The following is a 13,820-nucleotide window of genomic DNA, read 5'->3' as shown; positions in this document are numbered from 1 at the left end:
AGTAAATAATTCTATCAAATATACTAAGTTTGTATATTTTCAACCGTACTTTTTTCAAACTATAAATCAATATCGTGATCACTGAAACAATCTATAATTTTAGAGTTTCAATTAAAGAATATGACAAGGAAAAAAACTATATTTAAAGCACGAATCGAATATACATGAAACCAATAATATTTCACCTAATCATGAGCATTGCATTACCTAAAAAGTATGCTATAATTCAAGTAGGCAAACGGATAACAAGCCTACACGAGTAAAAGGATGGTTCGGACTAAACCATCCTTTTTTCAACGAAAAAAAAGCAGTAGAAGGACTAATTCTACCGCTAAAGGCTCACTATTCTACTTATCCCCATCGAGCCATTTGCATATAATATGGGTTACCACACCTGCTATGACAGAGACAATAACGGATAACAATATCTCCTCCACGAGATTCACCTCCTTCCCGTTACCGAGAGAGGAGTTGCAGAATAGTATGTCCATTTTACCATAAAATCAAATGGACAAAAATAACAATTCTATAAGTCAACTGAGCATCGGCTGATACAATAAAACGCGAGATAATCCACACTAACTTTATTGCAAAATTTTATCAAAAAATTTTCAAAGCATATTAAAAACGGATAGTAAATTATCCGCTTTTTTTCATCGATTTCGATTGTTTTTATTTTCCTCTAAATCCATTGCTTCTAACTGAATTCACAACAAAAGAATTTCTTCTTACCTATATTTTATTTATCATCTTTACTTTTTAAGTAATATCCGCCATTTCTATTCGAGCCACGATGCTCTACATAAACAGTCAAGTTTCTTTTTAACTCATTTTTTATCATATTCCTGCTAACTGATGGCAAATTTGTTTGGATTATTTCAGATAGTTTTATTGTGTTTATTCCAGGATTCAGTTTTAAAGCTTTCATTATTTCTAATCCCAAATCGCTTATTGGGTCAGTTATTGGGTCAGTTATTGGGTCAGTTATTGGGTCAGTTATTGAGTCATTCTTTAGATAGTTAACGTTCGGTAATGTGACAAAAAAGAAATTTTCCGTTGCTTTAAACTCAGGTTTCACGCCATAATTTTTATAGCTTTCCATCGTTCTAGGAATTCCTGTACCAAAGTTTTCAATCATACCTAGTTTATCAAACACATGTACTAACCTTGGATTACGATATGTTTGCACGCCATTCATAATATCATCCATAGATGCATTAAATATTCCACCTGGACTAGTAATTTTTGCCTTATCAGGGAAGAATTCGATTTTAATATTCGAACGTATAAAGTAATTGGCATGGCATATTGCATTTAAAACCATTTCACGAATAGATGCACCGGGATAAGATTTTGTTTCAATTCGCTTAAACGAACTTCCATCAATCACAACTCGTAAATCATTTAATCTTTCTACCTGTTCTTCTACATTTTTTAAAACATTCACTAACGAACCTTTAAAACTCTTTTTGATTTTGAAATTCATTTCAGAATCGTATTCTGCAACTTTGACAACAATCTCAGATTGATCAGATAATAAATATGCAAGGTTTGTATATTTACCTGATTTAGCTTTCAAACCCATTGTATTCATTAATCGAGGCGTTAAGTTTATATCATTCTCTTCAAGTGTTCGTTCAAAACTCTTGAATGTAAGATCCTGTTCCTCGGAAATGTCATCTTCATAACTGTAGCTATGTGACTCCATTATCATACGTAATATCTCATCGTCATTAGCCTTACGCTTACTTCTACCAACACGAATATATACGCCTGAGGGTTTTGGTCCTTTTTCTCTTTCCTGGTTTGTTTATTCCTTTAGAAATATTAATGACCAAAACATCATCACTATTAAAATAATATTGAATTAATCCTGAAGGTTTGGGAAAGAATGCTTCTTGAATCCAGTTTCCTAATTTCAGATCTACTTTATCTTTAGAAGCATCATCTTTAATCCCAACAATGCTACCGTCATCGTCCACACCTACATAAATGGTTCCACCATCACTATTAAGAAAAGCAATTATTTCGCTTTTGACTTCATCAATCAACTCTCGTTTTAATTCTGTACGTTCATCTTCAATATACTTAGTCATTTTATAGTGTCACCTCTAATATCAATGATATATACAATGACTCATTAAATCAATGAAAAGAAATATATTTCCCATTGTTCTATCACAACAGATATTTTTAAATTTTTATATAAAGCATATTCCTATATCAAAGTCTTATATATAAACAGCAATCCAATCGCCCACTTAAACCAGAGTTGCAAAAGAGTATCACCGCAACAAGTGATACTCTTTTATTGAGAGAATTTAAATTTATACAATCAATAATTATTGGATCAAAGCTAATGTGCATCAAGAAAATCATTTTTGAATTTGTGCCACCATAACGATTGTTTTTATAGTTTCTAATATATAGTAATAAAATCATTACTACTAGAACAATACCACAGATGGCATACATTGTAGTTGAATTAAAATTATAGAATAAGTAATAGATTACTGTTCCAACAATAATTAATAATCCTATGATCACTAAAAATGCATCTACATATTTTTTCACTTCAGACCTATTCAGCTTCTTACTCATTGTCAACATACTATGATTATGATCATCCACTTTTGTCTGTAACACTGAGTTTTGTTCTTTTACATCATCCAATTGAATTATCTATTGCTTATTCCAATCATTCTACTAATTTCCAAGTTTCCATCATAGCTTCCCACTTTCTGCATTCATATAATATTTTGACTGCATATTGAATAAATTCCAATATACAGAATGTGCCTTCATTAATTCATAATGACTACCCATTTCTTCAATGCTTCCATTCTTAAAAACAATAATGTTATCACAAAACCTTGTCGATGCCATTCTATGTGAAATAAAAATAGCCAACTTATTTTTTGATAATTCATTAAATTGTTCATAAATCTCCGATTCTGATTTTGGATCCAATGCAGCCGTTGGCTCATCCAATATGATTATTGGTGTATCTTTATAGATAGCTCGGCTAATCGCAATTTTTTGAGCAACTCCGCCTGAAGGTTCAAAACCATCTGAATCAAAATCCTTATGTACACGTACATTCAAGCCTTTCTTGTATTTCTTTACAAATGCAGAAATCCCCAAAGAATCAAATATACCATGAATTCGATTTTCATCACTTTTTCGCGATAAACTCACGTTTTCCTTAAGTGACATTGAAAACAATTGGAAATCCTGGAATACAGTTGAAATGAATTTAACATATTGAACATAATCATACTCTTTAATATCCACCCCATTTAATAAAATCATTCCCTCAGTTGGATCATACAATCGACAAATTAATTTAATAAACGTAGTCTTACCCGCACCATTTTCTCCAACCACTGCAATTTTATCTCCAGCCTTCATAAAACAATTGATATCTTTTAAAGCCCATTTATCGCTACCGCCATATTTAAATCCAACATTTCTAAATTCTAACGATTCAAATCGAGAAGGCATATTACGATTGACCTTTCCATCATATATATCCATAGGCAAATTCATAAATTTCTCAACAGCTTCAAAATAATAACTATACTGATTTATATCATTCACACTATCAATCACTTCATCCATAGAAGTTGTAAATGTCGCAATCGCATTGATATACAGTGTAAAATTAGCGATGGATATAAATCCTTTTGATACCATAAAAACCATATATACATAAGAAACCATTCTTTGAAAAAAATCCATAAGATGCATAAAGAAATCGGATTTGTCCATAATATACATCTGATTTTTATAAAACTTCCAAAGCTTATGTAAACAACCTTTTAAAAAATCCATCAATACATATTGACCTTGATTCATTCGAATTTCCTTGCCATACTTTACATCCGAAAACACATTCATAAAATAAGACAATTCTCTTTCCTTCGGATTTTTCTCCATTTCCAATCTTGCATAGGCCTTCTTAAATCGCATCTGCGCTTTGCTATTTAGAAATGCAAGACATAAAAACACAAGCAACACTGCTTTATTTAATGAAGCTATGATCCAAATCACTGTTCCGAAAATCATCACTTTACTAATGATTTCCATCGCTCGATCTAATACAAAACTAAATCCTTGCCCATTCGCATATAAAAATTTTTCCGCATTCTGTTTCAAATTTAAAAACTCTGGATCTTCCAAACACGCATAATCCACTTTAGAAAGTTTTGTATTTAACTCCACCTGAAACTTTTCTAAAATAATACATCGCTTATAGAAAGCCGTATTCTTCAAAAAATCGCTTAAAAACTTCATTAAGAAAATCACAATTGAAAAGATAATGATATATGTAAGTAAATATGAAATTCGATTTTGTCCCATTAGTTCATCCAACAAAACCTTTGGAAAAAACATAATCAATAAAGGTGGGATCGTATTCGTTATTTGATACAAAATCAAACAAACCAAATAGCTTTTTTGTACATTCCACGCATACTTCCAAAGAAATGTTAAGCTTTTAAACATACGTATCACCTTCTTTTTAAAAGATTCTAGCATAAATGTAATTTTTTTCAATAATAAATGTATGTTATTTTCATTTAATTATTTGTAATTTCATATTATTTCATTTTATTTATAATATATCATTTTACAAAAAAGTTGTTTTATCATTAACATCATTAGAACTTCCAAAAAATATATTATGACAACTATTCTAACTTTTATAATTCAATTGTTTCATCATGATATATTAAACGCGTACTTTCTTAGCACACCACTTCAAAACTAAGTACAAAATTACACTATATAGTCCAATGATTACAATTCCTGCAAAATATCCAAAATAACTAGTACCTAATAGGTTCATTCCAAAATCTCTGTATGACATTGGATTGAATGTATTGATCTTCTGCATGTTTCCTAATGGCGATGCAAAAGAACAAAGACCCAAGACAACTAAAAATACAAGCAAAGATAAGTATTTGTTTTTCATAAGTTTAGATAATACAGTTATGAGTAGGACATAAAATATTGTAGACAGCACAAGTCCAAATGCTACAAATAGTGTACATTGCCACAATGGCATCAATTCCATTCCTGGCGTTGTAAACTGATTGACACTCATATTCGTTAGTCCACTTGCCACAAGCTCAATATGATCCAATCCTTGTGTATCCCAATAATGAAAACCAGTAAATCCTGGCTTATAATATAAAACCGGATAGATCAGATTCGATACACCTTTAAAAGGTACAAGAACTATCATATAAACTAAAATAGGCAAGAAAACAACCAATAGAACAAAAAGTACGTCAGAAATCAAATTCCATCTCACATATTTTTTCTTTACTCCAGAAATAGTTAGAATTGTTTTTTCTGTCTTTGCTCGTCTTTCTCTTTGTTGAAACAATAGAAGTCCAACCAGCAAAGGTAAAACTACAGGCAATATATATCGAGCTATTTGTAGTGAAACACTGGATGCATCCACATATGAATATGTTATTGGAGTAAGATCATGTTTTAGCAAGTAGTCAAAGTAACGAGCCTGCTGCATTGAACAAAAATATAAATTGATATCATTTGATTTTTGTACAATTAATTTTTCATATTGCGACAAATCAGGTAATCCATATTCCTTCCTTAATTCTTCTAGAACATCTGCATGTTCAAAATAGGAATCATTAGACATGTTTGAAGTCACCATATACCACTGTGCTTCCAACACACTCACCTTTACTTTATATTCACAATATGACTTCCAATTTTTTTCTTTTCCATCCTGCTCACCCTTATCAATGGTCTGACGTATCAAATTTACTTCATCCATAAATTCTTGGTAAAGTTTGGGATCATTCTTTTGTGAAACACTTGCTATACTAATGCCTAGTGATGTTTGATATGGACTTTCCGTAAATGATTTTGTATTCAAAATAAACAACAAAGCAATCTCACAAACGATGAATAGTATGATTAGAATCAGATTTTCTTTCCTCTTTAAATTAGATTTGATATTGAAAAGCACATAAGTCCACATTTATCTCACCAACTCTCTTTTTTTGAAACATTGTAATGAAATCAAACTACAAGACAGAAAATACATCAAGCTTATAATAGCAGCCAGGACAACCTGCTTATGAATAATCAGGTTCACAAAATCAATATGTAAAAATGGAATATACACAAAGAATCTAGAATAGCCTGTTACATTTCCTAAGACAAAGAAAAGTGCATATAGAATTAGATTTACAGCTACAATAAATCCATTATTTAAACTGAATGTAAATAACAATGCAGATATACCTACCAGAAATATATTTTCTATACCTAATAGAATAATACTTTTCGCAACAATTTCTTTCACTGTATACATCTGATTAAAGTAAAAGTATGGATAATCACAATTTCCAATTCCAAAAATCAATCCAGAAAGAACGATAATCAAAAGCATCACTATTATCAAAAAAGCCGCTGCAAACAATGAAAACTTTATCTTATTCAACAGTATTTTTTGCTTTGAAATTCTTGAAACATATAAGTTTTTATAAAATCCGCTTTCCATTTCCAAACCGAATATATCGCATAATAATATGCATAGGATCAACATGACAACCAAATACAATTTTTGATTAAACATTTCATTGAATATATTAAAAGTATTAGGTTCATATGGACTATTCAACATTTCAATATGATTCTTCTTTAGATATTTCAACTGCTTTGTTTCATTCTGCAAAGTTTGAACATCTCTTTTCTCAAAATCATTGATGATATACCCCTCATTATTTGCCTGTAACATCAAATGATTCCAGCTCAATTTTGACTCAATAAATTCATCTGTCTTATTTTCACTGTTGTAGTAAAAGTGGATCAGACCACTCGCATTGCGATACACCTTTTTCCAAAATTCAGACTCTTCTTCACTTCCTGCTTCATCCATTCTGTTTTCAGAAATTCGATAGGCCTTTTGGTAGATTTTGATTTGAGATTCATTATAGTGTTTATCCATATAAACGTTATAACCAATAAAACAAACGAGAAAGAATACTAGAAATCCAAATACACCGACATTTCGTTTATTAAAGATAAACTTTTTAAGTTCGTACATCATAATGATGCCTCTTGAATAAACTCATTGTATACATCTTCTAATGTTTTGTGTATTTGAGTAATATTCTTCACTTGAACCCCTTGCTTTTCTAAATTTGAAAGTACTTCCATAACAGAATTCACTTCTAATTTATAGGTGTTTCCTGTTTGTTCTATGATTTGCAAGTCTGATTGATCTGGTATTTTTCTATCCGTTTCTAATACATATACATTTTCTTTTTCTTCCATGGAAATCTCTTTGATTTTCCCAAAATGGATACCTATGATTCGATCTGCCATCTTTTCAATTTCACCTAACTGATGACTTGAAATTAGTAAAGCTACATTCTTTTCCTTGGCCAAACGTATCAATTCTTCGCGTAAGCCTTGAATCCCTGTAGCATCCAGTCCATTCATTGGTTCATCTAGTAACAATACTTTGGGTTCTTTCATTAAAGCCACAGCTAAACCTGTTCTTTGTTTCATGCCCATGGAATATTGGGATACTGCCTTAGTTTTCAGCTGAGAACCAATCTGAGTAAACTCCATCATTTCATGCAGTTTTTCTTTTGAAGCATGATTTAAAGTGGCCATTAATTCCAGATTTTCTTTACCTGTCATATTTTCAAATAATCCAGGACCTTCAATCATGCATGATACATATGATAATGCTTTTTCCCTTTGTTTAACTACATCTTCTTCGCAAATAGAAATAGTTCCTTCATCCATATTTATCAAATTACACATACATTTCATTAGTGTGCTTTTCCCTGCACCGTTTTGTCCAACAAAGCCAACTATTTCACCAGGTTTCATACTAAAAGAAACATGATTTAATACAATTTTATCTTTGAAACTCTTAACTACATTCTTCACCTCAACTACATTTTTCATCTTTCTCATCCAACTTTCTTTTTTAGTAACAGCACATCATACACGACAAAGTAACTAGTAACTATGTATATTTATAGATTAACTGTAACTATTTTACATAGCAATGTAAGCGTGTGATATTTTACTGTAACCTTTTACATATTATATATCACCTGTAGTTTATTTATTCAATAACTTTTTTATGATTTAACATATCCAAAATAATCTTACATGAAAATAAACTCAGACCGCTCACCGACACTATTCTTGATCATATTAAAAAATCATCTTATACAATTCCAAAAGGTAAATTTTTTTCAAGATGATCATTCAAAAATCGAATAATAAAAAAGAGAGTCATTTCATAAATTGAAAGTGGCTCCCTTCGTGGATTGGATGTCTCTGTCACCATGGAATATTCATTAATAATTCAATCTATTACTGATTCATAAATAAATGGTAAAAATAATTCTTCTTGCTAAGCAAATCTTCAAATGATCCATGTTCTACAAGTTTTCCATGTGATAAAACCAATATATCATCAAATTCCTGTAGCATTTTCTTATGAATCTTATGCGTTACATAAATAATGGTTTTATCAGTCAATTCTATAATATTACGTTCAATTTTTTCAGTATTAATACTGTCAAGACTTGATGTAATCTCATCACACAATAATAAATTGTGACAATGTAGTTTTGCCCTTGCGATAGATATTCTTTGGATTTGTCCTCCTGATAAATTGCCTGCATCTTCAGAAACAAATTGATTCAAATCTAAATCTGAAATATTCGCAAATTCCATTGCACTTGTCAAATCTTCTTCAGAAAAATTCTCTCCTAAGCACAAATTTTCTCGAATAGTTCCTGAAAATAAATGTTCTTCTTGCCGGATGATTACCGGTTCTTTGTCAAATGAAATGATTCTTCCTTTTTGAATTGAATAATAACCCAAAATCAATTTTAATAAAGTCGACTTTCCTGATCCACTGTCTCCAACAATCGCATATTTTTTTCCTTTATCAAATTGGAAAGAAAAATCCTTGAATATAGATTCTTTGTTTGGAAATCCGAAACTCACATGTTCAAAACAAACTTTATTTTGATTTTCTGAAATAAGAAGTGTTTTCTCGGTTTCTTTCTTATCAATCATTCTAATCAATCTATCATTAATTCCTTTGATGGCCACAAAATTTCCATAATATGAGGCCATATTATACAAACAATCAATAAAATTATTTGAAAGTGTCACCACAGACATGAAATATATAGCACTAAAATATCCCTTTGAACTCAATATTGCTAATGCTAAAATAAAACACATTTGTCCAATTGCCGCTACGGAATTGGCATATGTTGTATTTAACTGAGTAAAGAAATTAAAGTGGAAATATTTATTCTCATAATTATCAATATTCTCTTCACCTTTATGAATATAATGTGGTAGAACACGATAATCTTGAATAATATCGAAACATTGAAATAACTCTCTTAATTTTGAATTATATTCTTGGCTTTGTTCAGATAATTGATTAGATGATTTCTTTAATATCTTCGCAAACAGACGTGGAACGGCTATCGTAAATATAGCAATCAAATCCATCATAAAAAAGACAATCCAGTTTACATGTATTAAATAAAAACAAATACACAAAAACACAACACATTGAGTAATCATTGATAGAAAAGGAAAGAAATAATTATCATCAACCATTTTTACATCATTTGTAAATAAAGATAAATATGATCCGATTGAGTTCTCATAAAATTCATTATGATTTTGATTAAATATACTACGATAAATATCTTTGGATAAGTCTGCCCTTAATTTCTGTCTATATTTTGCTTTATATCTAGAATTCAAATATGAAAACAAAGCTTGATAAATCATAAAAGCTATGATCAGCCATAAGCTTACAATTATTTTAGACTCATCTTGATTTAAAAAAATGCCAGAAACATTTTCAATAATATAGGCTAAAAATAGGGGTGTTAAACATGTTAATAAATTGATAATCAGCGTGAAGCAAAATAATATTTTATTCTTTTTTATATATCTAATCATAATTGAATCTCTTTTATATTCTCAGTGAATCTTTCTATATATCTAATATTGTAAACATTTTCACTTCTTTTTCAATCACTTTTCATCATTTTCACACCATACAAATGCATATCAGACAATCAAAAAAGTATCACCATAAACAAGTGATACTCTTTTATTATGAATATATAAAAAAAGTCATAGGGATTTTGCTTTTAGAAAGCAATAACCTTAAAACACTCATAGTATTTTAAACCCTACAACTTTTAATCCAGCTGGTATCTAATTGCGAATTACCATTTTTAACTATGACCATTCAAATCTATCACGCGATCACATTCTTCAGCTAATTGTATATCATGTGTAACCATTATAATTGTACATCCTTCTTTTTTAAATTCTTTGAGTAGTTTTATAACAATTTGTTTATTTTCTTCATCTAGTGATCCGGTTGGTTCATCAGCTAAAATCAATTCACATGGCTTAACTAATAATCTAGCAAGGGCTATACGTTGTTGTTCTCCCCCAGAACATTCATATATGTATTTTTTTGAATATCCATTTAAGCCAACTTTTTTTAACGCGTCTTCAATGTACTTATTTACGGTCTTATTATTTTTTTCATTTATCGCCATCTGCAGATTTTCGTATACAGTTTTATTTTCGATTAATGCAAAATTCTGGAACAAATATCCTATTTTTGATTTTAAGAGTAAAGTGGCTTTCTTTGAAAATGGCTTAATTCCTTTTTCTCCAAACAAAATGATTTCTCCTGAATCTGGACTATCTAATAAGCCAATCATATTTAACAATGTTGATTTACCACACCCGGATTTTCCAATTATTGCAACAAACTCATTTTCATATATGGTACAAGAAAATGAATCAAAGATTACTTTCTCTTTAAATTTCTTTTGAATCGAATCTAATTCTACAATTTTCTTCATAACTATCTGGCTCCTTTCAATGAATCTACACATTCAGCATATTCTTTTTTCTTTAACGTGAAAATGGTAAATATCAAATCTATTCCAAGTATTAAAAAACCAATTTCAAAAGATTCTAATATTCTTTTAGAATATAATGCATAGAAAATAATCACCGATAGATAAAGAGATATATTTATACTTAAATATAATGAATATCTTTCGTAGAAAGATTTCCCTAAAAGATATTGAATAGACAAATAGTATCTTTTTTCAAACAAGAAAATGACAATCGCTTGAAGTTGGTAAACAAATAAAATTATGCTTATTAAAACGATTAGTATAGTTAATGAAATCAATTCATATGTTTTTTTGTTCTTGACCTGTGCAAAATAAGAATCACTTAAATAAAATTTTACTTTTTTGTCCATATTGTTCTGAATTAAAAATCTTTTAAAATTTGAAACACTTTTTTTTGTATCGATTGGGATAAAATAATTATCAGTTGAAACCCTTGCATTTTCCATCCAATTATGGTCTATAAAAATTACTGGATTTATTTTTTCTAAATCTTTCGTATTTTCTACATAAGGCATATGTCTTACAAACCTAAGATTTGGTTCGATTCGAATTACCTTACAATCTTCATAATTTGAATAATAGCTTATCTGATCTTGATTGAATGAATAATTTTCAGGTATCAGTAAAATAGATTCTTCTATCTGATTAAAATCTAAAGGATTTCCGAATTCATCGCGAATCGTATAATCTTTTAAATAATTATTATTTACAACTATATATGGTATTTCATTTGAAACAGGTATTTCTAAATCACTGTCCGTATGATTTTTTAAGAAGTCAATTCGTTTGTTTATATCGAAATCCTCATATATTCCATTATGTTCCTGCATATAATAATACAGTTTATTAACAAGTTCAGATGAATAAAATAAGTCCTCATTTAAAGACACAGATATGCCGTTTGTTATAATTTTATTCGACATTTGACTTTCATTCAAATTCAAAATGTAGAGATAGTGTACTGATTCTATCCAATCCGCGCAGTTTGTTAAGAATACAGGAAATAAAACAAAAATCAGAATTCCTTTCAAGACCAATGATAGAACTGTTTTATTTTCTTGAGTACCATTTTGTTTTATATACTTCACTGATTTGACGGCTATCGTTGAAATTAACAAAATAATTCCTATCATAATTAAACTGATAAGTAGCTTAATTCCCTCATTGATTAGATAGTATAAGAATAAAGAGGCACATGGTCTATAAGGGCCAACAAATAATGCGAATAAAATAATTTCTAAGAAAAGAAATAGACCATATAAGATTGCGATATGTTTTGTATATAGTGATATAAAAATTTTCTTGGTTGAATTACCTAGCATTTTACGTATTACTATTTCTTTTCTATCTTTCAGAAAAATAAAAGCGAAAATCAATGCAGTTCCTAATATTGCATTCAAAAAAACCATATTCAAAAATTTTTCTTTTTGCATAGAGTAAGGAACAATTTCAACATCTGAGATACCTTGTCCTTGGCTATTTTCAGGGATAAATTCTTTAAAATAATCTTTCATTTGACTTGTAGAAGTTTTATTTGAATTTGAAATAGAGTAAAGTGTAATAATTTCAGAACCTGGAGTGTGATTCAACAAATCATTTAAAGTGTGAAATTCATATATGTCATTATAATCTCCGTAATAGCCTCGATTTAAATAATCAATATAATTATATGCATCCTTATCATTTAGATTTGTAGAATAATAATTCTTTGAATCCTTTTTAAAATTAATTCGTTTTTGATCATTCCGTATATATAGGGATTTCAAATCCTGTGGATCAGCAGAATAAATATAGATTAAATTCTTTGTTATAAACCCTTCAGTATTTTCATGAACTTCTATAATTCCTGTATTGTTTGTCTCTTCACAATATTCATGAATTGTTGAAACTAAAGCTTCATTAAATTGCAGGTTTAATCCTGTTACTTTTTTATTAGTTGTTTGTCCAATTGAAGTGGCAAAAGAATTCATTCTGTTTATCTGATCAGAAGAAAAGGAAGAGAATCCGGAATAAAAAATATATACACTTAGAATAGCAACAAGCAGGTATGATAATTTTTTCATAATTCAAATCTCAACTTTCTAAAAAGAGTCTCTTATTGATAAGGGAACTCTTTTGATTATCTAGTTCTTAATCCTGAAGATGCAGTATGCGAGTGCGAATAAGCTGTTTTTGGATTCCAATTAACGATGAATCCTGTACTAAATTTACTATTTTGTCCCGATGCCATTATCAAACCATTATGAATAATAGAACCGCTCATATAATTAGAATATATAAAAATAGATAAGGATAAATCAACCTTTTAAAGTCATAGAGATTTTAGCTATATAACATATCGCATATTAAAAAATCAATTAAATGTTAAACGTCAATCATAAACTAAATTCCTTTATCCAATCACCGAAAGATAACAATTGATATCCCTGAAAAACTAAAGTACCTTCCATACCAACGTCTACAACATTACATTCAAATACACTAACTTCAAAAGTTTTCATTCCCTCTTCAGTCATAAAAATCAATTCTTGAACCTCTCATCACTAAAGTGACGAGATTCTTGGGAACAGATTTCTATCGAAACCTTTCTTACCAAGCTATCCCCGCAGTTCCTGCGGTTGTTTTTGTTTTTAATTTGCTAATATGCCTTGCATCAATATATTAATGGATGCATTTATATCTCTATCATGATTTGAATGGCATTTTGGGCATGTCCATTCCCTTACATTTAAATCTTTTGTTCCTTCATTCTTATATCCGCAACAATGACAGGTCTGACTGCTCGCATAGAATGTATCTACTTTCTTGATCACCTTTCCATACCACTGG

General features: G+C 29.6%; 11 protein-coding genes. All 11 read right to left on the bottom strand.

Annotation, left to right across the window (positions count from 1 at the left end; all coding sequences use genetic code 11):
* Positions 1 to 739: 739 nt before the first annotated feature.
* A complete protein-coding gene (locus tag EUBIFOR_RS11405) occupies positions 740 to 1,714 on the bottom strand; it encodes an ATP-binding protein (RefSeq protein ID WP_040466558.1) in 975 nt (324 codons plus the stop codon).
* Positions 1,715 to 1,751: 37 nt separating this feature from the next.
* Positions 1,752 to 2,096: an AlbA family DNA-binding domain-containing protein gene (locus EUBIFOR_RS11400; RefSeq protein WP_003866228.1), complete on the bottom strand. Its 345-nt coding sequence runs from the start codon at positions 2,094 to 2,096 to the stop codon at positions 1,752 to 1,754.
* Positions 2,097 to 2,223: 127 nt separating this feature from the next.
* A complete protein-coding gene (locus EUBIFOR_RS11395; protein ID WP_003866227.1) occupies positions 2,224 to 2,673 on the bottom strand; it encodes a hypothetical protein in 450 nt (149 codons plus the stop codon).
* 51 nt (positions 2,674 to 2,724) lie between these two features.
* A complete protein-coding gene (locus EUBIFOR_RS11390; RefSeq protein WP_040466557.1) occupies positions 2,725 to 4,506 on the bottom strand; it encodes an ABC transporter ATP-binding protein in 1,782 nt (593 codons plus the stop codon).
* 226 nt (positions 4,507 to 4,732) lie between these two features.
* Positions 4,733 to 6,016 (bottom strand): hypothetical protein, encoded by a 1,284-nt coding sequence (locus tag EUBIFOR_RS11385; RefSeq protein WP_003866225.1) that lies wholly within the window; start codon positions 6,014 to 6,016, stop codon positions 4,733 to 4,735.
* Positions 6,017 to 7,090, bottom strand: a complete 1,074-nt coding sequence (locus tag EUBIFOR_RS11380; protein WP_003866224.1) for an ABC-2 family transporter permease — start codon at positions 7,088 to 7,090, stop codon at positions 6,017 to 6,019.
* Positions 7,087 to 7,962: an ABC transporter ATP-binding protein gene (locus EUBIFOR_RS11375; RefSeq protein ID WP_050755978.1), complete on the bottom strand. Its 876-nt coding sequence runs from the start codon at positions 7,960 to 7,962 to the stop codon at positions 7,087 to 7,089. Before EUBIFOR_RS11375 ends, EUBIFOR_RS11380 begins: the two co-directional genes overlap by 4 nt.
* Positions 7,963 to 8,379: 417 nt before the next feature.
* The gene (locus tag EUBIFOR_RS11370) at positions 8,380 to 10,005 is read right to left on the bottom strand and encodes an ABC transporter ATP-binding protein (RefSeq protein WP_003866221.1); all 1,626 of its coding nucleotides are present in this window, start codon (positions 10,003 to 10,005) and stop codon (positions 8,380 to 8,382) included.
* A gap of 281 nt (positions 10,006 to 10,286) precedes the next feature.
* On the bottom strand, positions 10,287 to 10,931 hold the full coding sequence (locus EUBIFOR_RS11365) for a putative bacteriocin export ABC transporter (RefSeq protein WP_003866220.1): 645 nt from the start codon (positions 10,929 to 10,931) through the stop codon (positions 10,287 to 10,289).
* Positions 10,932 to 10,933: 2 nt separating this feature from the next.
* Positions 10,934 to 13,054: a hypothetical protein gene (locus tag EUBIFOR_RS11360; protein ID WP_040466556.1), complete on the bottom strand. Its 2,121-nt coding sequence runs from the start codon at positions 13,052 to 13,054 to the stop codon at positions 10,934 to 10,936.
* 567 nt (positions 13,055 to 13,621) lie between these two features.
* Positions 13,622 to 13,820, bottom strand: a 199-nt coding sequence (locus tag EUBIFOR_RS12560; protein WP_003866217.1) for a zinc ribbon domain-containing protein, incomplete at its 5' end; no start/stop codon positions are given.

The organism is Holdemanella biformis DSM 3989 (genome assembly GCF_000156655.1).
GTDB lineage: Bacteria > Bacillota_I > Bacilli_A > Erysipelotrichales > Erysipelotrichaceae > Holdemanella > Holdemanella biformis.
The sequence above is the reverse complement of the archived record's forward strand: the minus strand, read 5'-3'. Positions and strand labels throughout refer to the sequence as shown.